The 23636-nt window shown below is 61.8% G+C and carries 24 protein-coding genes; 13 read left to right on the top strand and 11 right to left on the bottom strand.

Going from position 1 to position 23636, the window contains the following annotated elements; all coding sequences use genetic code 11:
* Nucleotides 1-179: 179 nt before the first annotated feature.
* The 4 genes from C6382_RS21710 to C6382_RS21695 form a co-directional block, all read right to left on the bottom strand.
* The gene (locus C6382_RS21710; RefSeq protein ID WP_107026377.1) at nucleotides 180-1514 is read right to left on the bottom strand and encodes an imelysin family protein; all 1335 of its coding nucleotides are present in this window, start codon (nucleotides 1512-1514) and stop codon (nucleotides 180-182) included.
* Nucleotides 1515-1663: 149 nt separating this feature from the next.
* A complete protein-coding gene (locus C6382_RS21705) occupies nucleotides 1664-3745 on the bottom strand; it encodes a putative bifunctional diguanylate cyclase/phosphodiesterase (protein ID WP_371919650.1) in 2082 nt (693 codons plus the stop codon).
* 307 nt (nucleotides 3746-4052) lie between these two features.
* Nucleotides 4053-4649, bottom strand: a complete 597-nt coding sequence (locus tag C6382_RS21700; protein ID WP_107026376.1) for a superoxide dismutase — start codon at nucleotides 4647-4649, stop codon at nucleotides 4053-4055.
* Between the two features lie 188 nt (nucleotides 4650-4837).
* Nucleotides 4838-5437 (bottom strand): LysE/ArgO family amino acid transporter, encoded by a 600-nt coding sequence (locus tag C6382_RS21695; protein WP_107026375.1) that lies wholly within the window; start codon nucleotides 5435-5437, stop codon nucleotides 4838-4840.
* A gap of 123 nt (nucleotides 5438-5560) precedes the next feature.
* On the opposite strand from C6382_RS21695, the gene C6382_RS21690 reads away from it, so the two are divergent.
* From C6382_RS21690 to C6382_RS21680, 3 genes are all read left to right on the top strand, one after another.
* On the top strand, nucleotides 5561-6451 hold the full coding sequence (locus C6382_RS21690) for a LysR family transcriptional regulator ArgP (protein ID WP_107026374.1): 891 nt from the start codon (nucleotides 5561-5563) through the stop codon (nucleotides 6449-6451).
* 49 nt (nucleotides 6452-6500) lie between these two features.
* Nucleotides 6501-7496, top strand: coding sequence for an NAD(P)-dependent oxidoreductase (locus C6382_RS21685; RefSeq protein ID WP_107026373.1), 996 nt, complete (start codon nucleotides 6501-6503; stop codon nucleotides 7494-7496).
* Between the two features lie 88 nt (nucleotides 7497-7584).
* Nucleotides 7585-8427 carry an ATPase gene (locus C6382_RS21680; RefSeq protein ID WP_107026372.1) on the top strand — a complete coding sequence of 281 codons (843 nt, stop codon included), beginning with the start codon at nucleotides 7585-7587 and terminating at the stop codon, nucleotides 8425-8427.
* Nucleotides 8428-8512: 85 nt separating this feature from the next.
* On the opposite strand, the gene C6382_RS21675 is transcribed toward C6382_RS21680, so the two are convergent.
* Genes C6382_RS21675 through C6382_RS21665 form a run of 3 tightly spaced genes read right to left on the bottom strand, consistent with a single transcriptional unit; the run spans nucleotide 8513 to nucleotide 11065 of the window.
* Nucleotides 8513-9562 carry an alkene reductase gene (locus C6382_RS21675; protein WP_107026371.1) on the bottom strand — a complete coding sequence of 350 codons (1050 nt, stop codon included), beginning with the start codon at nucleotides 9560-9562 and terminating at the stop codon, nucleotides 8513-8515.
* Nucleotides 9563-9579: 17 nt separating this feature from the next.
* Nucleotides 9580-10749, bottom strand: coding sequence for an MFS transporter (locus C6382_RS21670; RefSeq protein WP_107026370.1), 1170 nt, complete (start codon nucleotides 10747-10749; stop codon nucleotides 9580-9582).
* Nucleotides 10750-10762: 13 nt separating this feature from the next.
* On the bottom strand, nucleotides 10763-11065 hold the full coding sequence (locus C6382_RS21665) for a helix-turn-helix transcriptional regulator (RefSeq protein WP_038607345.1): 303 nt from the start codon (nucleotides 11063-11065) through the stop codon (nucleotides 10763-10765).
* 153 nt (nucleotides 11066-11218) lie between these two features.
* Between C6382_RS21665 and C6382_RS21660 the strand changes: the two genes are divergently transcribed.
* Entirely contained in the window at nucleotides 11219-11800 is a 582-nt protein-coding gene (locus tag C6382_RS21660; protein ID WP_107026369.1) for an ACP phosphodiesterase, read from the top strand.
* On the opposite strand, the gene C6382_RS21655 is transcribed toward C6382_RS21660, so the two are convergent.
* Together C6382_RS21655 and olsB are read right to left on the bottom strand one after the other, a co-directional pair.
* Nucleotides 11797-12585, bottom strand: coding sequence for a 1-acyl-sn-glycerol-3-phosphate acyltransferase (locus C6382_RS21655; protein WP_107026368.1), 789 nt, complete (start codon nucleotides 12583-12585; stop codon nucleotides 11797-11799). The two genes, C6382_RS21660 and C6382_RS21655, sit on opposite strands and share 4 nt — an antisense overlap.
* A complete protein-coding gene (gene olsB, locus C6382_RS21650; protein WP_107026367.1) occupies nucleotides 12585-13340 on the bottom strand; it encodes an L-ornithine N(alpha)-acyltransferase in 756 nt (251 codons plus the stop codon). The genes C6382_RS21655 and olsB overlap by 1 nt, the downstream gene beginning before the upstream one ends.
* A gap of 133 nt (nucleotides 13341-13473) precedes the next feature.
* Between olsB and C6382_RS21645 the strand changes: the two genes are divergently transcribed.
* The 6 genes from C6382_RS21645 to C6382_RS21620 all read left to right on the top strand — a co-directional run bounded on the left by C6382_RS21645 (nucleotide 13474) and on the right by C6382_RS21620 (nucleotide 18232).
* A complete protein-coding gene (locus C6382_RS21645; protein WP_107026366.1) occupies nucleotides 13474-14361 on the top strand; it encodes an acyl-CoA dehydrogenase in 888 nt (295 codons plus the stop codon).
* Nucleotides 14362-14404: 43 nt separating this feature from the next.
* Nucleotides 14405-15505, top strand: a complete 1101-nt coding sequence (locus C6382_RS21640; protein ID WP_107026365.1) for a serine hydrolase — start codon at nucleotides 14405-14407, stop codon at nucleotides 15503-15505.
* A complete protein-coding gene (locus C6382_RS21635) occupies nucleotides 15502-15798 on the top strand; it encodes an amidase (protein WP_107026364.1) in 297 nt (98 codons plus the stop codon). The genes C6382_RS21640 and C6382_RS21635 overlap by 4 nt, the downstream gene beginning before the upstream one ends.
* 45 nt (nucleotides 15799-15843) lie before the next feature.
* Nucleotides 15844-16425 (top strand): YceI family protein, encoded by a 582-nt coding sequence (locus tag C6382_RS21630; protein WP_107026363.1) that lies wholly within the window; start codon nucleotides 15844-15846, stop codon nucleotides 16423-16425.
* 1 nt (nucleotide 16426) lies between these two features.
* Nucleotides 16427-17584: a phosphatidylserine/phosphatidylglycerophosphate/cardiolipin synthase family protein gene (locus tag C6382_RS21625; RefSeq protein WP_107026362.1), complete on the top strand. Its 1158-nt coding sequence runs from the start codon at nucleotides 16427-16429 to the stop codon at nucleotides 17582-17584.
* Nucleotides 17585-17650: 66 nt separating this feature from the next.
* The gene (locus C6382_RS21620) at nucleotides 17651-18232 is read left to right on the top strand and encodes a DJ-1/PfpI family protein (protein ID WP_107026361.1); all 582 of its coding nucleotides are present in this window, start codon (nucleotides 17651-17653) and stop codon (nucleotides 18230-18232) included.
* Nucleotides 18233-18304: 72 nt separating this feature from the next.
* Here the strand turns inward: C6382_RS21620 and C6382_RS21615 are convergent, their stop codons facing one another.
* Complete coding sequence (locus C6382_RS21615) at nucleotides 18305-19828, bottom strand: fumarate hydratase (RefSeq protein WP_107026360.1); 1524 nt, start codon at nucleotides 19826-19828, stop codon at nucleotides 18305-18307.
* A gap of 251 nt (nucleotides 19829-20079) precedes the next feature.
* On the opposite strand from C6382_RS21615, the gene C6382_RS21610 reads away from it, so the two are divergent.
* Nucleotides 20080-21018, top strand: a complete 939-nt coding sequence (locus C6382_RS21610; protein WP_107026359.1) for an iron-sulfur-binding ferredoxin reductase — start codon at nucleotides 20080-20082, stop codon at nucleotides 21016-21018.
* 43 nt (nucleotides 21019-21061) lie between these two features.
* On the opposite strand, the gene pyk is transcribed toward C6382_RS21610, so the two are convergent.
* Nucleotides 21062-22513, bottom strand: coding sequence for a pyruvate kinase (pyk, locus tag C6382_RS21605; RefSeq protein WP_107026358.1), 1452 nt, complete (start codon nucleotides 22511-22513; stop codon nucleotides 21062-21064).
* Nucleotides 22514-22746: 233 nt separating this feature from the next.
* Between pyk and C6382_RS21600 the strand changes: the two genes are divergently transcribed.
* Entirely contained in the window at nucleotides 22747-23133 is a 387-nt protein-coding gene (locus C6382_RS21600; protein ID WP_107026357.1) for a hypothetical protein, read from the top strand.
* A gap of 125 nt (nucleotides 23134-23258) precedes the next feature.
* The gene (locus C6382_RS21595; protein WP_107026356.1) at nucleotides 23259-23618 is read left to right on the top strand and encodes a PilZ domain-containing protein; all 360 of its coding nucleotides are present in this window, start codon (nucleotides 23259-23261) and stop codon (nucleotides 23616-23618) included.
* Nucleotides 23619-23636: the final 18 nt, after the last annotated feature.

Below are 23636 nucleotides of genomic sequence, written 5' to 3'. Positions count from 1 at the left end.
GATCTGATCAACCACTGCCAATTTAAAAGACAGCGAGTAATCACGCTGAGTACGCTTAACACCTTGCGCCATCTGGATCTCCGGAAATTCGGGATGGGAGGTGTAAACCATATTCAGGACGGGACAATTGCATAAAAAAGGCGACCCGGAGGTCGCCCTTTTCTGGCTCAGCCGCTGACTCAGAACTCGTGATCAGCAGTATCCGGGTTCAGATTGGAAATCCCCAGCTTGCCTGCAGCCTGTTCGATCGCACCCGTCTGTTTGACCAGCGAGGCAATGGCGTCACGCACGATCTGATTGCCGGCAGCATTATCGGCAGCAATCAGCTGGTCGTAGTGCTCGCCCTTGTTGGCGTGGTCGACGATTACCTGAATCTTTGCTTCGGTGGCTTCAAGATCGGCCTTGAGGGTGGTGTCGGTGGCCGGATCGACCTTGGCCACCAGCGACGACAGGCTCGGGCCGGTCAACTTGCTGCCGTCGGCGCGGGTGTACTCGCCCAGGTAGACGTTGCGGATGCCCTTGGCGTCGTAGAAGTGCGAGTAGTGGGTGTTGTCGCTGAAGCAGTCGTGCTCGTCTTCCGGGGAGTTGGCTTCCAGGGAAACTTTCATGCGCTCACCCGCCAGCTCACCCAGCGACAGGCTGCCCATGCCGAACAGCATCTTGCGCAGGCCGTCGGTCACAGGCTCGGCTTCAAGCGTGGCGCGGTAGTTGCTGGCGACGTTTGGCGCCCAGTTGCCGACCATGTCTTCCAGGTCTTTGACCAGCAGTTGGGTCACTGCCTTGAGGTAGGCGCGGCGACGTTCGTTGTGACCGCCAGTGGCGCCTTTACCTTCCAGGTAGTCGGAGGCTGGGCGGGCGCCAGCGCCTGGGCCGGTGCCGTTGAGGTCCTGACCCCAGAGCAGGAATTCGATGGCGTGGTAGCCAGTGGCGACGTTGGCTTCGGAACCGCCCAGCTCATTCAGGCTGGCGAGTTTTTCCGGGGTGATTTGCTTGACGTCGACCTTGTCTTCGCCGACCTGGATCTCGGTGTTGGCGATGATATTGGCCGATGCGCCCGGGTTGCCCAAGGCGTGCTCGTAGCTGGCGTCGACGTAGTCGATCAGGCCTTCGTCCAGCGGCCAGGCGTTGAGCTGACCTTCCCAGTCGTCGACGATGGTATTGCCGAAGCGGAACACTTCGCTCTGCAGGTAAGGCACGCGCGAGGCGACCCAGGCAGCCTTGGCGGCCTTCAGGGTTTCGTCGTTGGGTTTGGCGAGGAACGCGTCGATAGCGGTCTGCAGGGTCTTGGCGGTGCTCAGCGAGTCGCTGTAGACGGCGTGAACCATGTCGGCGTAATGCTTGACCACCGCCTTGGCGGCGGCCTCGTCGACGGCACCTGCCGCAGCCGGGGCTGCTGCGCTGGTGGCCGCAGCCGGGGCTTGCGGTGCGGCGGCCTTGTCCTTGTCGTCGCCGCAGCCGGCGAGAGAGATGGCAATGGCCAACAGGCTGGCGGTGGCCAGAGGCATACGAATCATGGTGAATTCCTGCGTCGAGAGGTTGGACAGGCGTACCTGAGTACGCAAAACTGCAACATAATGCGAAAGATTTGCATTTTGTGTAAAGGGGCAGGCACATAAATATTCAAATGCGTGCTTGCGCCCGTTCGTTCAATGCTGGCGGGGGTTTAGAGAATTGAAACCTGGCTGCGCTGCGCTTGTTTGAGAAAGACGGTCAGCTCTCGGGCCGGCAGGGGTTTGCTGTAGTGGTAGCCCTGACCTTCATGACAGCCTTGGGCAATGATGTAGGCCTCCTGTTCGGCGGTCTCCACGCCCTCGGCGATGACCTGCATGCCCAGGCTCTTGCCCAGCTGAATGATGGCGCGAACGATGGTGGCGTCGTCGTCGTCATCAAGCAGGTCCTGGACGAAGCTCTTGTCGATCTTGATCTTGTCCAGCGGCAGTGACTTCAGGTAGCTGAGCGAGGAATAGCCGGTGCCGAAGTCGTCAATGGCGATCAGCGCGCCGGACCGGCGCAGGCTCAGCAGGTGCTGGGCGGCGGTGCTGATGTCTTCCATCAGGCCGGTTTCGGTAACCTCCAGCTCCAGGCTGCGCGGTGGCAGACGGTAGATCTGCAGCAGGTTGTTGACCACTCGCGGCAGTTCGTTGTGGTGCAGCTGAACGGTCGACAGGTTGACCGCCATGCGCAATTCGCTGAAACCCTGGTCGTGCCATTCGCGCAGTTGCCGACACGCTTGGTCGAGCACCCATTCGCCGATGGCAATGATGTTGCCGTTCTGCTCGGCCAGGGGAATGAACTGGTCCGGTGGAACCATACCCAATTCCGGATGCTGCCAGCGCAGCAACGCTTCGACACCGACCACACGGTGGTCGCGGTAGCTGATCTGTGGCTGGTAGACCAGGAACAGCTGGTTGCGCGGCAGGGCTTCGCGCAGGTCCTTTTCCAGCTCACGGCGGCGGCGCATTTCGCTGTCGACGCTGGCGATGTAGAACTGGTAGCGATTGCGCGAGCGGGTCTTGGCCAGGGTCATGGTCTGCTCGGCTTTTTGCAGCAGCTTCTCGGTGCTGTCGCCGTCTTCCGGGAACAAGGTGATGCCGATGGTGGCACGCAGGCGGATTTCCTGGTGGTCGAGGGCGAAGGGTGCCTCCAGGTCGTCGAGAATGCTCTGGGCCAGTTCCGCCGCTTCGTAGGGCTGCTCGATATCAGCCTGGACCAGGGCGAACTGATCACCGCCCAAGCGTGCGAGGGCGCCGAGCCGTCCACTGTGGGCGCGCAGGCGATCGGCCAGGGCCAGCAGCAATTGATCGCCGGTCTGGTAGCTGAACTGCTCGTTGATACCCTTGAAATCGTCAAGGCCGACGCACAGCACCGCGACCCGGCGCTGCAGGCGACCGGCATCGACCAGGATCTTGTCCAGTTGCTGTTGTAGTTGCTGGCGGTTGGGCAGGCCGGTCAGAAAGTCGTACTGGGCCATGCGCTGCAGGCTGTTTTCGGCTTCGTGACGCAAGTGTGTATTGCGCTCGATCGATGCCAGCAGCTGGTTGGCGGTATTGACCCACAGGCCCAGTTCGTTGCGCTCGTGGCCCTTGATCAACGGCAGCTGATGCTGGCTGGGGCGGTCGGGATTGATCTGGGTGAGGTGCTCAATGATCTTCGACAGCGGCTTGGTCAACATCCAGTGATAGACCAGGTACAGCACCAGGCCCATGGCCAGGGCGCGCAGTACTCCGGAAATAAAGATGATCACCGAATTGGCCAGGAAACCTGCGCCATAGGAGGCCGTGTCGAGGGTGATGTTCAGGTCGCCGTAATATTCGCTGTAGGGGCCACGGCCAACCAGTTGTGTGGTGAAGGTGCGCTCCTGGCCGAGGATCAGGTCGGTCAACCAGCGCGTGGTTGACTCCTGCAATGGCCGGGATTTGTCCGCGAGCATGGTTTCGTTGGGATGGCCGATGGAGGCCATGCGCACCGATTCGTCCTGGAACAACCCTTCCATGACCTGCATGCCCATTTCCTTGTCCAGGCTATAGACCGCCTGGGTGGAAGGGTCGCGGAACATGTCGAGGATTCGCTGGGCGTCATTGATCACTGCCTGACGAGTCTTGTAGGCATCGAAGACGATCTGCGCACAACTGAGAACGACACCGACCACCAGTGCCGAAAGCAGTACGACCCTGAGCAACTTGACCGATAAGCTGTTCTTGAGTTCCAGCTTCAATGGGGTTTCCTTAATCCATGCGCGCGGCATCATTTTGCCATCATTCTTGGCAATCCACTATCGGCCGTTGGCAGAACATACCCCACCGGTCGGGTGATGGTATTGCTGCTGTCACTGTATCGGTTGCCCGGCCTTGCGACTTTAATCCCGGAAGCAAAACTCCCAAGGTTTGATGTTAGCGCGGTATCAGTTTCGGGCAAGAGCCGGAGAGCGTGAGGCAGGCGAAAAAAAACCCGGACAAGCCGGGTTTTTTGCTACCACTGGGAGCGGGCTTGCCCCGCGATTGCGTTTTGTCAGAAAAATCGCAATCGCGAGGCCAGCTCGCTCCCACAATCGCTTAAGCGGTGAAGGTCTTGCCTTCGAACTGCTCGGCAACGAACTTCCAGTTGACCAGGTTCCAGAACGCCTCGACGTATTTTGGACGCAGGTTGCGGTAGTCGATGTAGTAGGCGTGCTCCCAGACGTCGCAGGTCAGCAGCGGGGTATCGCCGCTGGTCAGCGGGCAGCCGGCGCCGATGGTGCTGGCCAGAGCCAGGGAACCGTCAGCCTTTTTCACCAGCCAGCCCCAGCCGGAGCCGAAGGTGCCGACGGAAGTCTTGGTGAACTCTTCCTTGAACTTGTCGAAGGAGCCGAACGCAGCGTTGATGGCATCAGCCAGGGCGCCGGTAGGTTGGCCGCCGGCGTTTGGCGCCAGGCAGTTCCAGTAGAAGGTGTGGTTCCAGACCTGAGCGGCGTTGTTGAAGATACCGCCCGAAGAGGACTTGACGATCTCTTCCAGGGTTTTGCCTTCAAACTCGGTGCCTGGCACCAGGTTGTTCAGGTTCACGACATAGGTGTTGTGGTGCTTGTCGTGGTGGTACTCCAAGGTTTCCTTGGAAATGTGCGGCTGCAGGGCGTCGTGTGCATAAGGCAGCGGCGGCAATTCAAAAGCCATGGTGATTCTCCTAATCAGGTCTGTTGCGGTGAGCGCAAGGCCGATCACGGGCGGCCGGTGTGCGTCGGGGAGTCTGTACTCTTTGCGACGCAAGGGCTGGATCATAGCACCGGGCCCGGTGCATAACCACGCAACAAGTGTACGGGAAAGAGGTTCCAGGGCCTTTGCCAGCGGCAGACTCGTGGTGCTCAAGTGAAGATCAGCTGCGCCGCCACGGCGAACATCATCACCGCCACCATCAGGTCCAACAGGCGCCAGGTGCCGGGGCGTGCCAGCCAGGGCGCAAGCCAGGCGGCGCCGAGGGCGAGGGTGAAGAACCACAGCAGCGAGGCGCTGGCCGCACCAGCCACGTACGCTCCGGGCACGGTCTGTTGGGCACCCAGCGAGCCGATCAGCAGCACCGTGTCCAGGTACACATGGGGGTTGAGCAGGGTTACCGCCAGGGCGCTGAGCAGCACCGCGCGACGCGAGCGCAGCCCCTGGCCTTCACCCTGTTGCAGGCTTTGCTGCGAGCAGGCGCGCAGCAAAGCCTTGCTGCCGTACCAGATCAGGAACACCGCGCCGCCCCAGCGTGCCACCGCCAGCAAGGTCGGGTTCTGCGCCAGCACCGTGGCCAGGCCGAATACCCCGGCCGCCACCAGGATGGCATCGCAGAACACACAGAGTGCGGCTACCGGTAAATGATGTTCACGGCGCAGGCTTTGCGCCAGGACGAAGGCGTTCTGGGTGCCGATCGCCATGATCAGGCCGAAGGCGACCAGCAGGCCGTTCAGGTAGCTTTGCCACATAGGGGACGCTCCACAGGCACCAGCAGGACGCTGGCGGATAAAACCAAAGAAGATGCTGGCTATTCTGGGGGGCGTATATGTATAAGAAAAACAAATAAACCTGATCTGGCATTAGGAAAAATAATGTTCGACTACAAACTTCTTTCGGCCCTCGCGGCGGTAATCGAACAGGCCGGTTTCGAACGTGCAGCGCAGGTGTTGGGCTTGTCGCAATCGGCGATCTCCCAACGCATCAAGCTGCTTGAAGCGCGGGTCGGGCAACCGGTACTGATACGGGCCAATCCGCCCAGCCCGACGGATATCGGTCGGCGCTTGCTCAACCATGTACAGCAGGTGCGGCTGCTGGAGCGTGACCTGCAAAGCCAGGTGCCGGCGCTGGACGAGGAGGGCATGCCCGAACGTTTGCGCATCGCCCTCAATGCCGACAGCCTGGCCACCTGGTGGGCAGGGGCGGTCGGTACGTTTTGCGCCGATCAACAGGTTTTACTGGACTTGGTGGTCGAAGATCAGGAGGTCGGTCTCAAGCGCATGCGGGCGGGTGAGGTGGCCGCGTGTCTGTGTGGTAGCGAGCGTCCGGTCGCGGGTGCGCGCAGTATTCTGTTAGGGGCCATGCGTTACCGTGCCCTGGCCAGCCCGGCGTTCATGGCCCGTTACTTTGCCGAGGGCTTCGATGCCAAGCGTTTACCGCGCACGCCGGCACTGGTGTTCGGGCCGGATGATTTTCTCCAGCATCGCTATCTGGCATCACTGGGAATCGAAGATGGTTTCCTTCATCACCTGTGCCCTTCTTCCGAGGGTTTTTTGCGCATGACTGAAGCCGGTCTGGGCTGGGGACTGGTACCGGAGCTGCAGGTGCGCGAGCAACTGGCCAGCGGACGTCTGGTAGAAATTTCAGCGGATAAACCCATCGATGTGCCTTTGTACTGGCATCATTGGCGCAATGGCGGACAACTGCTCGGGCAATTGACCGAGCACCTGCGCCAGACCGCCCGGCAATGGCTAGTGCCGTTGTAAGACCGGGCGGCGTCAGCAGCATCTGAAAATTGGTAAGGCGGAGTGGTACATGCGAATTCTGGTCACCGGCGCAAGCGGCTTCATTGGCGGGCGCTTTGCGCGCTTTGCCCTGGAGCAGGGCCTTGAGGTTCGGGTCAACGGCCGACGCGCCGAAGGCGTCGAGCACCTGGTGCGGCGTGGGGCACAGTTCATCCCTGGCGACCTCGGCGACGCGGAACTGGCCAGGCGCCTGTGCCAGGGCGTCGATGCCGTGGTGCACTGCGCAGGGGCTGTGGGTAACTGGGGGCGCTACCAGGATTTCTACCAGGGCAATGTGGTGGTCACTGAGAATGTGGTCGAAGCGTGCCTTAAAGAGCATGTGCGGCGCCTGGTGCACCTGTCGTCACCGTCGATCTACTTCAACGGGCGTTCGCAGCAGAACATCCATGAAGAGCAGGTGCCGCGGCGCTTTTATGATCACTATGGGGCCACCAAGTACCTGGCCGAGCAGAAAGTCTTCGGTGCCCAGGAGTTCGGCCTCGAAGTCCTGGCCTTGCGTCCGCGCTTTGTCACCGGGGCCGGGGACGTCAGCATTTTCCCGCGTTTGTTGCAGATGCAGCGCAAACGCCGTCTGGCCATCATCGGCAACGGTCTGAACAAGGTCGATTTCACCAGTGTGCAGAATCTCAACGAAGCGTTGTTGAGTGCCTTGCTCGCCGATGAGCAGGCTTTGGGCCAGGCCTACAACATTAGCAATGGTCATCCGCTGCCGTTGTGGGATGTGGTCAACTATGTGATGCGCCAGATGCAGTTGCCGCAAGTCACCCGCTACCGGTCTTTTGGCCTGGCCTACAGCCTGGCCGCGCTCAACGAAGGAGCCTGCATGCTCTGGCCTGGGCGCCCGCAGCCGACCTTGTCGCGTCTGGGCATGCAGGTGATGAGCAAGGATTTCACCCTGGACATCAACCGTGCCCGGCAGTTATTGGACTACCGACCCACGGTCAGCCTGTGGACGGCGCTGGACGAGTTCTGTGGCTGGTGGAAGGCTCAAGACCCGCAGCAGTGAACCCGCAAGCCGGTTTACGGTCGATCAGTGCGCCGTGTAAGCGGTTTATACTAGTGCCCATTTGCTATTGCGGCGGTTGAAGGCTCTCATGCGTAACGATGCTCAAGACGATTTCGACAATGTCCCGACCCTGCGTGCCGGTACCCGGGATGACGATGATTTTGACCCCTTGCCGCCAGGCGCAGGTCCTATTGCCGGTGGCGCGCACAAGGCCCCTCGGGCGGCCAGCACCGGGCCGTTGTGGGCGCTGTTGGGCGCGTCCTTCATCGCTCTGGCCGGGCTTGGCTGGTGGAGTTTCCAGCAGGTGTCATTGATGGAGCAGCAGTTGGTAGCGACCCAGGAGAGTTTTGCCCGGATTAGCGAAGAGGCCGCGGGACGCCTGCAGGCCATCAGTGGCAAGGTCGATGCCAGCGAGTCCAGTGTCAACAGTGGCAGCGAGGCTTTGAAACTGCAGATCAAGCAGCTGCAGGCCAGCCTTGTCGAGCAGAACAAGCAGCAACAGGGCGTCGCCGGGCAGGCGGGGGATCTGGGCAAGCGTCTGGAGCAAGTGTTGGCGCAGGCCACTGAACAGCAGGCGGCGACTGCCAGGCTGCAGGCTGAATTGCAGGCCCAACTGAAAGTGGTGAACAGTGAGTTGGCGGCTTTGAAAGCGGCTCAGGTGGACGGCGGCAAGCTCGACACTCGGATCAACAGCCTTACTGGCGAGGTTGCCGCACTGAAGAAGCAGGGCAATCCAAGCGCGGCTATAGAGCGTCTGGAGCAGGACCTGCTGGTGCTCAAGAGCGAGCAGGAAAATCGTCCGGCGGCGCCTGCTGCGAGTGGTGCTTCGGTTGCCGAGTTCGATGCGTTTCGCCGGCAGATGACGCGCAGTCTCAATACCTTGCAAAGTCAGGTGCAGAACCTGCAACAGCAGATCAATGCGCGGCCTTGATTGATGGTGAACCTATCGCGGGGCAAGCCCGCTCCCCCAGGTGGATTAAATAAACCTGTGGGAGCGGGCTTGCCCCGCGATGTTTCTACATCCGCGGATAGTCGATGTAACCGACCGGCCCTTTGGCATAGAAGGTCTCAGGACGCGCTTCGTTCAACGGCGCATCCGCTGCCAGGCGGGCCGGCAGGTCAGGGTTGGCGATGAATGGCACACCGAAGGCCACTGCATCCGCCCGGCCGCTGGCCAGCGAAGCATTGGCACTGGCCTTGGTGAAGCGCTCGTTGACGATGTAAGGGCCACCGAAGGCTTCCTTGATCAACGGCCCGATGCTGTCGTCAGCTTCCTTCTCCCGCGAGCAGATAAAGGCAATCCCGCGCTTGCCCAGTTCACGGGCCACATAAGTAAAGGTTTCGGCGCGATTGGCGTCACCCATGTCATGGGAATCGGCGCGTGGCGCCAGGTGTACGCCCACGCGTTGCGCGCCCCACACGTCGATTACCGCATCGGTCACTTCCAGCAGCAGTCGTGCACGGTTTTCCAGCGATCCCCCATACTGGTCCGTGCGCTGGTTGGTGCTGCTCTGCAGGAACTGATCGAGCAGATAGCCGTTGGCGGCATGCACTTCCACACCGTCAAAACCGGCGGCTTTGGCGTTCTCGGCAGCGCTGCGGTAGGCCTCGACGATGTCGGCGATTTCCTCGGTTTCAAGGGCCCGCGGCGTCGGGTAGTCGGCCAGCGGACGCACCAGGCTGACGTGGCCTTTTGGCTGGATCGCGCTCGGTGCTACCGGAGTTTCACCGTTGAGGTAGAGCGGGTGCGAGATGCGCCCGACATGCCACAGTTGCAGGAAGATCCGCCCGCCAGCGCCATGGATAGCCTTGGTGACGTTGGTCCAGCCACGCACCTGGTCATCGGACCAGATACCCGGAGTGTCGGGGTAACCGACACCCATTGGCGTCACCGAAGTGGCTTCGCTGAGGATCAGGCCGGCGCTGGCACGTTGCACGTAGTACTCGGCCATCAACGCGTTGGGTACCCGGCCTTCATCGGCGCGGCAGCGGGTCAGCGGAGCCATGATGATGCGATTCGGCAGTTCGAGGTCGCCGAGGGTGATCGGATCGAAAATAGTCGTCATATGAACCTCAAGGCTTATCAGTGAGTGGCAGGTGCCAGTTCGGCGTTGTTGCCGCGCTGGCTGAAGGTAATCAGGGTGACGATCAGGGCCAGCACGGCCAGTGCGGCGGCGGCCAGGGGGACGCGAGTCAGGCCTAGCCCTTGAGCGATGACAGTGCCGCCGACCCAGGCACCCAAGGCGTTGCCCAGGTTGAAAGCACCGATGTTCAGGGTTGACACCAGGTTCGGTGCGGCCTTGCCGAAGGTCACCACATTGACTTGCAGGGCCGGTACCGCAGCAAAGGCGGCAGTGGCCCAGAGGAATAGAGTGATTTCAGCCGGGATCAAGGCAGCACTGGTCCAGCTCAGCACGGTGGAGATCACCGCCATGCTGGCGAACACGCCGACCAGCGTGGCGCCCAGGCGTTTGTCCGCGAGCTTGCCGCCGCCGATGTTGCCCAGGGTCAGGCCAACCCCGATCAACAGCAGGGTCCAGGTCACGCCCCGCGGCGAAACCCCGGTGACATCGCCGAGCAGCGGTGCGACGTAGGTGAACAGGGCAAACATCGAGGCCGAGAACAGCACGGTCATCGACAGCGACAGCCAGATTCCAGCGCCTTTGAGCGCCGCCAGTTCGGCGCGCATGTCGAGTTTTTCCTCGTCATGGCGAAACGGCAGGAAACGGATCAGGCCGATCAAGGCGATGACACCGATCACCGTCACTGCCCAGAAGGTCGAGCGCCAGCCGTACTCCTGACCCAGGGCAGTGCCCAGCGGTACACCGAGCACGTTGGCCAGGGTCAGGCCGGTGAACATCAGGGCCACCGCCGAAGCACGGCGATTGGCCGGCACCAGGCTGGCGGCAACTACCGAGCCGATGCCGAAGAAGGCGCCGTGACACAGGGCTGTAACTACCCGGGCGAACATCAGCAGGTTGTAGTCGCTGGCCACTGCACACAGCAGGTTACCGACGATGAACACACCCACCAGCGCGATCAACGCCGCTTTGCGTGGCAGCCGTGAAGTGGCCAGGGCCATGAATGGCGCACCGATGGCCACGCCCAGGGCGTAACCGGTGACCAGCCAGCCGGCGCCGGGAATCGACACCCCGAGGTCCGCCGCCACATCAGGCAACAGGCCCATGATGACGAACTCGGTGGTGCCGATGGCGAAGGCGCTCAGCGCCAGGATGATTAGCGAAAGGGGCATTGCAAGGTCCTTGTCAGAGCTCTTGGCTCATCTGCTTGAGGAAGGCCTGGATGGTTTCCTCATTGCGCTTGAAAAAATGCCACTGCCCGATCTTCTGGCTGCTGATCAGGCCCGCGCGTTGCAAGGTGGCCAGGTGGGCCGAGACCGTGGACTGCGAGAGGCCGCAGCGTTGGTCGATCTGCCCGGCGCAGACACCGTGTTCGGTGCTGTGGTGCTGGTCAGGGAATTGCACGTCGGGGTCTTTCAGCCAGTTGAGGATTTCTCGCCGTACTGGGTGGGCCAGGGCTTTTATTATTTCGTCGAGATCGAGAGGCATGGTTGGGCTCATGGTTATGTAACGGTATATCGCGATGAGGCGAACTATAAATCGGTATTTCGCGATATACAAATATGAAGAGGTTCTTAGCTCAGCGCAAATCGTCATATCGGGTTATAACGATATGATCATGACCGGTGCTAGACTGCGCTGATGAACTACCTTGCACACCTCCATCTGGGCGGCCAACAACCCGAGCAACTACTCGGCAGCCTCTATGGGGATTTTGTCAAAGGGCCGTTGGCCGGGCGTTTTCCATTACCGCTGGAAGCGGCGATCCGCCTGCACCGGCAGATCGATGTGTTCACCGACAGCCATCCACTGGTGTTGCAGTCGCTCGGGCGTTTCCCCCGGGAGCGGCGGCGCTATGCCGGGATCATCCTTGATGTGTTCTTCGACCATTGCCTGGCGGCGCATTGGCAGGACTATGCCGAACAGCCTCTGGAGCAGTTCACCGGTCGTGTCTATCAAGTGCTCGCGGCGCAACCGGACCTGCCCGGTCGGCTGGCGCAGATCGCGCCCTACATGGCGGCGGATGACTGGCTGGGCTCGTACCGTGATTTTACGGTGCTGGGGCAGGTGTTCCGCGGGATCGCCAGGCGCTTGTCACGCCCCGAAGGGATGGACGGTGCCCTTGAGCTGGTCGATGCGCTGTATGCGCCGTTGAACGATGACTTTCGCAGCTTTTATCCCGAGCTGCAGGCCTTCGCCGGCAAAGCCCTGTCTCAGGGTTAGGCGGCTTTTGCCCGGCGTTGCGGTTGCGCGACCGGCTGATCGGCGCCAAACAGGGCCACTTGAATAGCTTGCTGGGCCTTGAACGCCAGTGCTGCGCGTTCTTCGCCAGCACTTGGGATCGGCTGCAACAGCTTGATTTCCACTTCGGCACAATCATTGGAAAACAGCCGCATCAGGTGTGAGAGCAGGTCGTCGTCACCAATGAAAGGCGCGATTGCATCGACCTGGCCATCACGCAGGTAACGCACGGCCACCGGTTGCAGCGGCACCTGGGTATCGATGGCGCTGGCCAGCAGGCGACCGTGGAAGGTGCGCAGGCTGCGGCCATCGGTGGTGGTGCCTTCCGGAAAGATCAACAACGCGCAGGCCTGTTGCAGGTGCTGGCTGATCTGATTGCGCAGCAACTGACTGTCGTTGCCGCCACGGCGGATGAACAGGGTACCGGCCTTGAGCGCCAGCCAGCCGGCCACCGGCCAGCTGCGAACTTCGGCCTTGGACAGGAACGACAGCGGGGTGAGCATGCCCAGCAGCGGAATGTCGGTCCACGACACATGGTTGCTGACCCAGAGCATGGGCTGTTGCGGCACCTGGCCAAGCACCCGGACCTTGAAGGGCAGGGCGTTACTCAGCTGGCGCATGAACAGTTGCGACCAGCGCTGACGGCGCTCGGTCGAGGCCGGAATGCCCAGGCGTTGATAAAGGCTGAACAGTGCCGCCATGCCCAAGCCGAACAGCACCACCAGCACTACCCGCAGGACGCGTGCGAAGACGCGCAGGCCACGCATCAAACCGCCGCCTTGAAGTGGCGGGCGTAGCGCGGGCAGAGTTCGTCGCGCTTGAGCAGGATGAACACATCGGCGACCTGGAAGTCCTCATCCCAGCACGGCTCGCCGCAGATCTTCGCGCCCAGGCGCATATAGGCCTTGAGCAGCGGCGGCATTTCGGCGATGACATTGCCGGTCAGAGCCAGGCTGGGCAGCGGCTTCTTCGGTTCGGCACGCAGGTGTTCGGTACACAGGTAGCGTTCGCGCAGACGTTGCATGATTGCATGAGCCTGGACGCCACCGTCTTGCATGGGAATGCTGGCGCAGCCCATCAGATAGCTGTAACGCCCTTCATTGAGCACTTCGGCCAGTTCCGCCCAGAGCACGGCGATGGTGCCGCCATTACGATAGGCCGGATCGACACAGGTGCGGCCGAGCTCAAGGATCGGCCCCTGCAGGTGGCCGAGGCCATGCAGGCTGAATTCTTCTTCACTGTAGAAACGTCCCAGGCTGCTGGCGGCCTGGTGGTCGAGCAGGCGTGTGGTGGCGACCAGACGACCGCTATTGAGGTCGCGCACGCCGATGTGGCGGCAGTGAATGTCGTAGTCATCCATGTCCAGGCCCATCTCTGCACCTTTGAGCTTGGCCTTGAGTTCACCGCTGAAGACGCTGAAACGAAGGGCCTGCGCTTCCTGCAGGGCGCTTGGCCCGACCAGGCGTTCGGCGTGCAGACGGCGTTCAGTGCTGTTGTCGCCAGGGGGCGCGATCCGAGTCATTGCGAGTCTCCATAAGCCAGCCATGGGGTTGCGGCCGGTCGGCTTTGTTGTGCAAGCTCAGCCTAGGTAGACGCGGTGTCACCCCCATGAATCTTTGGTGATGCTTGTATGACAGCCCTCAAGGAGCACGACGATGGCCTGGCTGCAACGACTCAACGACCCACAGAGACAGCCCCTGTCAGGTGATCTGGGCGAGACCTACAGCAGCCTGCTGGCGCGCTTGGGCACGGTCAGCCCGTTCGAGCTGGCGGTACTCGGCGGGCGCGCCATGCCGACCCCGGGGCTGGCGTTTCTGGTCGGTTACCAGGCGGCCTTACGCATGCTCTGGCCGAGTGCCCCGGCAAGTATTGGCGCCTTGTGTGCCAGTGAGCGGCGTAGCGTGCGCCCGGCCGACATGCAGGTGCGCCTGGATGACTTGCGCCTGACCGGCAGCAAGGATTTCGTCACCGCCGGGCTGGATGCCGACTGGCTGTTGGTGGCTGCGCGCAGTGAGGCTGTAGGTGAGGCGCCGCAATTGAGTCTGGCGGTGGTCTATCCCGGTGAGCCGGGCGTACGACTGGAGCCATTGCCGGCCTTGCCGCTGATGCCGGAAGTCGGTCACGCCCGCTTGCATCTGGATCAGGCATTGTGCGAGCGCTTGGCCGGCGATGGCTGGGATGCTTACGTCAAACCGTTCCGCACCCTTGAAGACCTCTATGTGCTTAGCGCCCTGTGTGCTTGGTTGTATGGTGTCGGTCAGGACAACGCCTGGCCCCAGGGCTTGCAGTTGCGCCTGATCGGTTTGCTCGGTGGCTGCGCCGAAGGTAGTCGGCAATGTGCCGATTCCATGGCGTGTCATTTGCTGCTCGGCGGCCTGTTTGCCCAGTTCGCCGCGCTCAAGGACGAAATCAACCAGGCATTGAGCAACAGTTCCGGCGAGTGGGCGACGCTGTGGCAGCGTGACCAGGGATTGCTGGAGATCGCCAGCGCAGCGAGGGCCAAGCGCCTGGCCAAGGCCTGGGCCAGCGCCGGATTGTCATGAAACACCGCTAGTCTAGGCAGACGTTGGCCTTGAGAGACGCCGGATGAATAACGTGCTGCTGGGGGTGTTGTTCAGCCTGGTTTTCACCGGTGTGCCAGCCTTTGGTCAGGAGGCCAGGCCAGATCCAGACTGGCCGCAGGCAGCTGATATCAACAGCCCGGCCTGGCACCAGGTACAGGCCTACGCCTTTGCTCCGCGAGATGACAACAGCCGTGAGGGCGTGCGCACCGACGCCCTGCTGGTGATCAAGGCAGGGCGTATTGTTTATGAGCATTACGCCGCCCCGACGACCGTACGGACATCGCACCTGACCTGGTCAATCAGCAAAAGCGTGTTGGCCACGCTATTAGGTGTGGCCCACGGTGAAGGACGTTTTGCCCTCAATGACCCGGTCGCGCGCTTTTACCCGCCCATGCAGACTCATCCACAGGTTCGTCTGCAAGACCTGCTGCACTGGGCCAGCGGTCTGGACTGGCAGGAAGACTATGAATACGCGCCGCTGCATTCCTCGGTGGTGGCCATGCTCTACACCCGCGGGCGCACTGATATGGCCGCCTACACAGCCGCTCGCCCGGCGGCGGTTGAGCCGGGGCGGCAGTTTCTCTATTCCAGCGGCGACAGCAACCTGCTGGCGGCGGCCTTGCGTGGGATGGTCGGGCCACAGCGTTATGCGCAATATCCCTGGGATGTGCTGTTCACGCCGTTGGGCATTACCTCGGCGGTCTGGGAGCGGGATGCCAGCGGTGCGCTGGTTGGCTCCTCCTATCTCTACATGAGCGCCCGCGACCTGGCGCGCATCGGCTTGCTGATGCTGCGTGACGGTCGCTGGCAGTCCCGGCAGTTGCTGCCCAGGGACTGGGTGGCGTTCAACCGCAGCCTGTTTGCCAAGGCTGCCGCGCAACCCGGCGAGGCCAATCCCGGCGGGCATTGGTGGCTCAACCAACCGTTGCCCGGAGCAGGGCGGCCTTGGCCCGATGCGCCGGGCGACACCTATGCGGCCTTGGGACACTGGGGCCAGGCCTTGTATGTGCTGCCCGGTGAGCAACTGGTGGTGGTGCGCTACGCCGATGATCGTGATGGCCAGTTCCAGCACAACGAACTGCTCAAACGGGTGCTGGCCGCGCAGGCCGAGGGGCGGCCATGAAGCGCTTGCTGCTGATGCTGCTGATGCTGGCGGGCGGGTGGAGCTGGTACGAGCGCCAGGCTCTGGCGGACTTCACCGGCATTCTCAGTGCCTATTCGGCCAAGGAGTACTGTTCTTGTCGTTTTGTCATGGGCTTTGACGTGTCTTACTGTCAGGCCTACGTGCGCCAATACCTGCCCCTGAGCCGGCTTGAGGAAAATTCCCAAACCCGTCAGGTCACTGCCGTGGGGCTGGGCGTTGAACGTCGTGCGCGCTGGCAGGGCGTACGTGAGGGCTGTGGCTTGCTGCCGTGAAGGCAGCCGGGTAAGGTTGACGGCTTCTGTGTTACAGGATTTCTCATGTTCTCTCTGCCCCGTCTTCTACTGGCCTTGCTCGCGCTGCTGAGCTTTTCCGCCCAGGCCAACTGGCACCTTGATGGCGAGTCATCACGACTGTCCTTCATTTCCAGCAAAAATGGCGATACCGCCGAAATCCATCGTTTCCTGGTGTTGCATGGCAAGGTCGACCGCAAGGGCGCGGCCGAGCTGATGATCGAGATGGACTCGAACAGCAGTGGTGTGCCGTTGCGCGATGAACGCATGCGCAAAGACCTGTTCGAGTACGCCCGCTTTGCCGAAGCCAAGGTGCGTGCCCAGATCGATCTGCGGCCGATCAACGACCTGGCCAATGGCGCCCAGGTCGAGTTGCGCCTGCCGTTGACGGTCGAGCTGCACGGCAAGGAGCACAGCTACGACGCCTTGTTGCTGGCCACGCGCCTGGACGAACGCCGCTTCCAGGTAGTGACCCTGGAGCCGTTGATGTTGCGTGCCGAAGAGTTTGACCTGGTGCCGGGCCTGGAGACCTTGCGCAAAGCCGCCGGGCTCAAGTCCATCAGCCCGTCGGTGCCGGTGTCTGCGGTGCTGATCTTCACGGCGCGCTGATATGGCCGGACCGGTCTTTCCCTGGCGAGATGGCAACCGGTTCGAGTTATTGATCGACGGCCCCGAGTTTTTCCCGCGCATGCTCACGGCCATTGTGCGTGCTGAGCAGCAGGTCGACCTGGAGCTGTATCTGGTGGAGGCGGGCGCCTGCGCCGAAGCCATGGTCCAGGCGCTGGTGCAGGCCGCCGGACGGGGTGTGCAGGTGCGCTGCCTGTTCGACGACTACGGTTCGCTGGCGTTCACCCTGAACCTGCGCCAGCGCCTGATCGCCGCTGGCGTCGAACTGCGCTGGTACAACCGCCTGCGCTGGCGCCGGGGATTTCGCAACCTGTACCGCGACCACCGCAAATTGCTGGTGGTCGACCAGACCTGGGCGGTGGTCGGCGGTACCGGTGTCACCGATCAGTTCTGGGTGCCTGACCAAGACGTCAGCGAATGGCATGAGGTGATGGTGCAGATGCAAGGGCCGTTGGTGGCCGACTGGCAGATGCTATTCGATCGCCAGTGGCGCGCCAACCTGCGTCGTACGGCCTGGCGGCCACCGACTCATTTTGGTCTGCCGCGCCTGCCTCATGTGCCCGATAGTGGCGAGGGCGTGGGGCGGGTGGCTTATGCCGATGCCCGTCAGCACCGGGACATTCTGCACTCATTGGTACGCGCCTTGAACAGCGGTCAGAACCGGATCTGGCTGGCCACCCCGTACTTTTTACCGACCTGGAAAGTGCGCCGCTCCCTGCGCCGGGCGGCGGCCAAGGGTGTTGATGTGCGCCTGCTGCTGACCGGTCCGCGTACCGATCATCCTTCGGTGCGCTATGCCGGGCATCGCTATTACCCGAGGCTGATGCGTGCCGGGGTGAAAATCTACGAGTATCAGCCGTGTTTTCTGCACCTGAAGATGGTGCTGGTTGACGATTGGGTGAGTATCGGCTCGTGCAATTTCGACCACTGGAACCTGCGTTTCAACCTTGAAGCCAACGTTGAGGCTCTTGATCCACTGCTGACTGCGGCTGTGGCCGCGAGCTTCGAGCGCGATTTTGCCCAGAGCCTGTGTATCGACCTTGACCATTGGCATGCCCGACCGTTGTGGAAGCGTGTGCAGCAGCGGCTGTGGGGCTGGCTGGATCGATTGGTGGTTAATCTGCTGGATCGGCGGGATTGAGCTGCAGAGCGGGCAGGACGGTCTATTGTGTCTGGTGTCTTTCATTGCCACTGAGGAGTTGCTGACATGGCCGCGAAGAAGATTCTGATGCTGGTGGGCGATTACGTCGAAGACTACGAAGTGATGGTGCCGTTCCAGGCCTTGCAGATGGTGGGGCATACCGTTCATGCGGTGTGCCCGGGCAAAACTGCTGGGCAGACGGTGCGTACGGCGATTCATGACTTTGAAGGTGACCAGACCTATAGCGAAAAGCCGGGGCACAACTTTGCCCTCAACTTCGATTTTGAGCAGGTCCGGGCCGAAGGTTACGACGCACTGGTCATCCCAGGTGGCCGTGCGCCGGAATACCTGCGTCTCGACGAACGGGTACTGGCGTTGGTCAAGGCCATTGATAAGGCCGGCAAGCCGATTGCTGCCGTGTGCCATGGTGCGCAATTGCTGGCGGCCGCCGGGGTGCTGGAAGGGCGTGAGTGCAGTGCTTACCCAGCGTGTGCGCCGGAGGTGCGGTTGGCTGGTGGGCAATTTGTCGAGATCGGCGTCGATCAGGCCCATGTGCAAGGCAACCTTGCTTCGGCTCCAGCTTGGCCGGCGCACCCGGCATGGTTGGCGGGCTTTCTGCAACTGTTGGGTACCCGCATTACTCCGTAGGCAATCATGGGCAATAAAAAAGCGGCAGGAGAAGACCCCCTGCCGCTTTTTGTACCAGCAAGCCTTAGAGGCTTACTTAACTTCCACCGCCAAGCTTTCAGCGATCTTGCTCTGCCACAGGGCGGGACCTGTGATATGCACCGACTCGCCATTGCTGTCGACTGCAACGGTGACTGGCATGTCCTTGACCTCGAACTCGTAGATCGCTTCCATGCCCAGTTCGGCAAAGGCCAGGACCTTGGACTTCTTGATCGCCTGGGCCACCAGGTAGGCGGCACCACCGACAGCCATCAGGTACACGGCCTTGTTGTCCTTGATCGCGTCGATCGCGGTCGGGCCACGCTCGGACTTGCCGATCATGCCCAGCAGACCGGTTTGCTCGAGGATCTGACGGGTGAACTTGTCCATCCGCGTTGCGGTGGTCGGGCCGGCCGGGCCAACCACTTCTTCGCGCACCGGATCAACCGGGCCGACGTAGTAGATGAAACGGCCTTTCAGATCGACTGGCAGCTCTTCGCCACGGTTGAGCATTTCGACCATGCGCTTGTGCGCGGCGTCGCGGCCGGTGAGCATCTTGCCGTTGAGCAGGATGGTCTCGCCCGGCTTCCAGCTCTGCACGTCTTCCGGGGTCAGGGTGTCGAGGTCGACACGGCGGGCCGATGGGCCGGCTTCCCAGACGATTTCCGGGTAAGCGTCCAGCGACGGCGCTTCGAGGTCGGCAGGGCCGGAACCGTCGAGCACGAAGTGCGCGTGACGGGTAGCGGCGCAGTTCGGGATCATGCACACCGGCAAAGAGGCGGCATGGGTCGGGTAATCCATGATCTTGACGTCGAGCACGGTGGTCAGACCGCCCAGCCCCTGGGCACCGATGCCCAGCTGGTTGACCTTCTCGAACAGTTCCAGGCGGATCTCTTCGATGCGGTTCTGCGGGCCGCGAGCCTTGAGTTCGTGGATGTCGATGGACTCCATCAACACTTCCTTGGCCATCACTGCGGCCTTCTCGGCGGTACCGCCGATGCCGATGCCGAGCATGCCAGGCGGGCACCAGCCAGCGCCCATGGTCGGAACGGTCTTCAGTACCCAGTCAACGATCGAGTCGGACGGGTTGAGCATGGCCATTTTCGACTTGTTCTCGGAGCCGCCGCCTTTGGCCGCCACGTCCACTTCCACGGTGTTGCCCGGGACGATGGAGTAGTGGATGACCGCAGGGGTGTTGTCCTTGGTGTTTTTACGCGCGCCTGCCGGGTCGGCCAGGATCGAGGCACGCAGGACGTTTTCCGGCAGGTTGTAGGCGCGGCGCACGCCTTCGTTGATCATGTCGTCCAGGCTCATGGTCGCGCCATCCCAGCGCACATCCATACCGACGCGCACGAACACGGTAACGATACCGGTGTCCTGGCAGATCGGGCGGTGGCCAGTGGCGCACATGCGCGAGTTGATCAGGATCTGGGCGATGGAGTCACGTGCAGCAGGCGACTCTTCACGCAGATAGGCCTCATGCATGGCCTGGATGAAGTCAACGGGGTGGTAGTACGAAATGAACTGCAGGGCGTCGGCAACGCTCTGAATCAGGTCGTCTTGCTTGATCACGGTCATGCAGCGCGCTCCTCTTAAAGACGGGAACATTCAATAAGGTATTCCGACGCGGACAGGCCGAGGTGTCGAAACGACCTTTCACGGCGCGCCGACGGTCTGGCTGGCGGCGCAAAAAGGCGCGGCAGTATAGCGTGCATCGGCCTTGGGTACACGTATCAGTGGTCTGACGAAGGTCGGTAAGCGGTGGGCATTGTTTTTGCGTAGCGCTGGTTTGTGCAAAACTGGCTGCTTGAAAGCCTGGGAGACCCTCGATGCCTGAAATGCGGGTAGGTGAGCAGCAGTGGACGGTGGCACCGGGCAGTAATTTGCTGGATGTGCTCAATGAGGCGGGTTTGTCAGTGCCATACAGTTGCCGCACTGGCAGTTGTCATGCCTGTCTGGTGCGTTGCCTGCATGGGCAACCACAGGATTCACTGCCCGATGCCCTGAGTGCGGAGCAGCGCCAGCTGGGTTGGCGGTTGTCTTGCCAGTGTCGGGTCGAAGAGGATTTGCAGGTTGCCCTGTTCGATCCGCAGCAGGACGGTATCGCCGCATCAGTGCTCGGCCTCGACTGGCTGAGCCCTACGGTGCTGCGCTTGCGCCTGCACGCCGAGCACAGGTTGCGTTACCAGGCAGGTCAGCACCTGGTGCTGTGGAGCCGCAGCGGTGTGGCTCGCCCCTATTCGTTGGCCAGCCTGCCCGACGAGGAGCGTTTTCTCGAATTTCACCTCGACTGTCGTCAGGCGGGCGCCTTCTGCGATGCGGCACGCCAGCTGCAATTGGGTGACGCCCTGCGCTTGGGCGAGTTGCGTGGCGGGGCGCTGCACTATGATGCTGACTGGCAGGCGCGCCCGTTGTGGTTGCTGGCGGCAGGCACGGGGCTGGCGCCCCTATGGGGCATTCTGCGTGAAGCCTTGCGTCAGGAGCACCAGGGCCCGATTCGTGTGTTGCACCTGGCCCATGACAGTCAGGAGCACTACCTGGCCGGCGAATTGGCCGTGCTTGCCGAGCGTCATCCGCACCTTCAGGTCGAGCTGCTGACCCCGCAGGCATTGGCTCAGGCACTGGCCGCGCTGCGCTTGCAGTCACGCCAGACGATTGCCCTGGCCTGCGGCTCAGCTGCCAGCGTCGAGCAGTTTTCCCGCCGATTGTTTCTGGCTGGATTACCGCGCAATCAGCTGTTTGCCGATATCTTCACCGGGCACGCATAAAAAAACCGCAGCATAAGCTGCGGTTTTTCATTGCAGGTCAGGATCAGACCAGCGAATCACCGACATGCAGGATCTTCATGCCGTTAGTGCCACCGATGGTGTGGTAGCTGTCGCCTTTGGTCAGGATCACCCAGTCACCCGGTTCTACCAGGCCACGCTTGAGCAACTCGTCGACTGCTGCCTGGCTGACTTTTTCCGGTGCCAGGGCCGCCGGGTCGAAGGCAATCGGGTAGACACCGCGGAACATCGAGGCACGGGCCTGGGTGGCGCGGTGCGGAGACAGCGCGAAGATAGGCACCGAGGAACGCAGGCGCGACATGATCAGCGGGGTGTAGCCACTCTCGGTGAGGGCGATGATCGCCTTGACGCCCGGGAAGTGGTTGGCGGTGTACATGGCCGCCAGGGCGATGCTCTCGTCGCAGCGCTCGAAGGTGGTGTGCAGACGGTGGCTGGACTTCTGGCTGGTCGGATGCTTTTCCGCACCCTGGCAGATGCGCGCCATGGCCTGGACCGCTTCGATCGGGTAGGCACCGGCGGCGCTCTCGGCCGACAGCATGACCGCGTCGGTGTTGTCGAGCACAGCGTTGGCCACGTCGGAAACTTCGGCACGGGTCGGCATCGGATTCTGGATCATCGACTCCATCATCTGGGTGGCGACGATCACGGCCTTGTTGTTGCGACGGGCGTGCTGGATGATCTTTTTCTGGATCGCGATCAGCTCGGCATCGCCGATTTCCACACCCAGGTCACCACGGGCAACCATTACCGCGTCACTGGCGGCGATCAGGCCGTCGAGGGTTTCGTCGTCGGCCACGGCTTCGGCGCGTTCGATCTTGGCCACCAACCAGGCGCTGCCGCCGGCTTCGTCACGCAGGCGACGGGCGTATTCCATGTCGCTGGCGTCACGTGGGAACGACACGGCCAGGTAGTCCAGGTCCATCTCGGCTGCCAGCTTGATGTCAGCCTTGTCTTTTTCGGTCAGGGCCGGGGCGGTCAGGCCGCCGCCTTTGCGGTTGATGCCTTTATGGTCGGACAGCGGGCCGCCGATCAGTACCGAGCAGTGCAGGGAGTCGCTGGTGGCGGTTTCGACGCGCATTACTACGCGGCCGTCATCGAGCAGCAACTCGTCACCGACGCCGCAATCCTTGACCAGGTCCGGGTAGTCGATACCGACGATGTCCTGGGTGCCTTCGGTCAGCGGGTGGGCGGTGGAGAAGGTGAAGCGATCACCGACTTTCAGTTCGATGCGCTTGTTGGCGAATTTGGCGATACGAATCTTCGGACCTTGCAGGTCGCCGAGCAGTGCTACATGGCGACCCAGCTTTGCCGCGATCTCACGGATCAGGCGCGCGCGGGCTTTATGCTCATCGGGCGTGCCGTGGGAGAAGTTCAGGCGAGCGACATCCAGGCCGGCAAGAATCAGTTGTTCGATAACTTCCGGCGAGTTGCTGGCGGGGCCAAGGGTGGCGACGATTTTGGTACGGCGGATGGTCATGCACAGACTCCTATAGTGAAGCGCAGCGAAAGGCTACTCTGGAATTTCGCTGTAGTCATTGTTCCTTTGCACTACCTAGCCCCGGGATAGGGGTAGCGTTTGAACGGGGCGGTAGGAGCCGGCTTGCCCCGCGATTGCGATTTGTCAGTCACAACGTATCGCGGGGCAAGCCCGCTCCTACCTACAGATTTCCCCGACAATGCCGATAAGCTGCGCAATACAGGAGATTCCCCATGCGAGCCTTGATCGTTCTAGCCCTGGCGACCAGTGTCGTCGGCTGCACCCGTTGGTCGATGGACCATCATCTGAACAATGCCTACCGCGCCTATGATCGCGGCGACTGCTCGAAGGTCATGCTTGAGCTGTCGCAGGTCGACCGGACCAGCCGCGCACGGCCATTCATCCATCCGGAAGTGTCGATGCTGCGTGGTCAGTGCCTGGAGCGCCAGAAGCTCTACGTCGATGCGGCACAGACCTACCAGTACCTGATTGCGCGCTACCCGCAGAACGAATATGCCTACCGTGCCCGCGCCCGTCTGCAGACCCTGGAACAACTGGGTCACTACCGCAGCGGCGAAACCGCCATTGCCCGCCCGGCCACCACCACGCCTTGGCGTTAATACTAAAGTGTTCGGGTCTGATTGTGACGCGAGGGTCAGGCTGCGCTAATCTTGATGCTGAGGCACACGCAAATCAGCAGCACTAGCGCGGCCCTGCTCAAGGGTCTCCGACAGCGATTCCGATCATGTTTGACGAGCGCCGCATCGAGCGTCATCAGCTCCCTTACTTCCTCAAAGTCTTCAACCGCCATACCGATCAGCCGATCGGCTACCTGGGCAATGTGTCCGAAGACGGCCTGATGCTGATCAGCCAGCTGCCGATGCTGGTCGGTCCGGATTTCGAGTTGCAATTGAAAGTCGTCGGCCGCAGTGGCGGCATGCACTTGATCAACCTGACCGCCAGTTGCCTGTGGTGCCATGAAGATCAGACGCCGGGGCATTACGACTCCGGGTTCATGCTGTTGCAGGCGCCACAGGAATACGAACAACTGGTGCGCGCCCTGCGCAACTATTTCAGCTTCCATCCGTTGGAGGCTTCGGTCTGAGGCTGGCCGTGGCGCGCC

This window comes from Pseudomonas sp. BBP2017, assembly GCF_003024385.1.
Taxonomy (GTDB): Bacteria; Pseudomonadota; Gammaproteobacteria; order Pseudomonadales; family Pseudomonadaceae; genus Aquipseudomonas.
This window is presented reverse-complemented; position numbering and strand designations above follow the sequence as displayed.

Coding starts and splice junctions, on each gene's coding strand:
- C6382_RS21710 (WP_107026377.1), bottom strand. CDS start 1,514: ATGATTCGTATGCCTCTGGCCACCGCCAGCCTGTTGGCCATTGCCATC.
- C6382_RS21705 (WP_371919650.1), bottom strand. CDS start 3,745: ATGCCGCGCGCATGGATTAAGGAAACCCCATTGAAGCTGGAACTCAAG.
- C6382_RS21700 (WP_107026376.1), bottom strand. CDS start 4,649: ATGGCTTTTGAATTGCCGCCGCTGCCTTATGCACACGACGCCCTGCAG.
- C6382_RS21695 (WP_107026375.1), bottom strand. CDS start 5,437: ATGTGGCAAAGCTACCTGAACGGCCTGCTGGTCGCCTTCGGCCTGATC.
- C6382_RS21690 (WP_107026374.1), top strand. CDS start 5,561: ATGTTCGACTACAAACTTCTTTCGGCCCTCGCGGCGGTAATCGAACAG.
- C6382_RS21685 (WP_107026373.1), top strand. CDS start 6,501: ATGCGAATTCTGGTCACCGGCGCAAGCGGCTTCATTGGCGGGCGCTTT.
- C6382_RS21680 (WP_107026372.1), top strand. CDS start 7,585: ATGCGTAACGATGCTCAAGACGATTTCGACAATGTCCCGACCCTGCGT.
- C6382_RS21675 (WP_107026371.1), bottom strand. CDS start 9,562: ATGACGACTATTTTCGATCCGATCACCCTCGGCGACCTCGAACTGCCG.
- C6382_RS21670 (WP_107026370.1), bottom strand. CDS start 10,749: ATGCCCCTTTCGCTAATCATCCTGGCGCTGAGCGCCTTCGCCATCGGC.
- C6382_RS21665 (WP_038607345.1), bottom strand. CDS start 11,065: ATGCCTCTCGATCTCGACGAAATAATAAAAGCCCTGGCCCACCCAGTA.
- C6382_RS21660 (WP_107026369.1), top strand. CDS start 11,219: ATGAACTACCTTGCACACCTCCATCTGGGCGGCCAACAACCCGAGCAA.
- C6382_RS21655 (WP_107026368.1), bottom strand. CDS start 12,585: ATGCGTGGCCTGCGCGTCTTCGCACGCGTCCTGCGGGTAGTGCTGGTG.
- olsB (WP_107026367.1), bottom strand. CDS start 13,340: ATGACTCGGATCGCGCCCCCTGGCGACAACAGCACTGAACGCCGTCTG.
- C6382_RS21645 (WP_107026366.1), top strand. CDS start 13,474: ATGGCCTGGCTGCAACGACTCAACGACCCACAGAGACAGCCCCTGTCA.
- C6382_RS21640 (WP_107026365.1), top strand. CDS start 14,405: ATGAATAACGTGCTGCTGGGGGTGTTGTTCAGCCTGGTTTTCACCGGT.
- C6382_RS21635 (WP_107026364.1), top strand. CDS start 15,502: ATGAAGCGCTTGCTGCTGATGCTGCTGATGCTGGCGGGCGGGTGGAGC.
- C6382_RS21630 (WP_107026363.1), top strand. CDS start 15,844: ATGTTCTCTCTGCCCCGTCTTCTACTGGCCTTGCTCGCGCTGCTGAGC.
- C6382_RS21625 (WP_107026362.1), top strand. CDS start 16,427: ATGGCCGGACCGGTCTTTCCCTGGCGAGATGGCAACCGGTTCGAGTTA.
- C6382_RS21620 (WP_107026361.1), top strand. CDS start 17,651: ATGGCCGCGAAGAAGATTCTGATGCTGGTGGGCGATTACGTCGAAGAC.
- C6382_RS21615 (WP_107026360.1), bottom strand. CDS start 19,828: ATGACCGTGATCAAGCAAGACGACCTGATTCAGAGCGTTGCCGACGCC.
- C6382_RS21610 (WP_107026359.1), top strand. CDS start 20,080: ATGCCTGAAATGCGGGTAGGTGAGCAGCAGTGGACGGTGGCACCGGGC.
- pyk (WP_107026358.1), bottom strand. CDS start 22,513: ATGACCATCCGCCGTACCAAAATCGTCGCCACCCTTGGCCCCGCCAGC.
- C6382_RS21600 (WP_107026357.1), top strand. CDS start 22,747: ATGCGAGCCTTGATCGTTCTAGCCCTGGCGACCAGTGTCGTCGGCTGC.
- C6382_RS21595 (WP_107026356.1), top strand. CDS start 23,259: ATGTTTGACGAGCGCCGCATCGAGCGTCATCAGCTCCCTTACTTCCTC.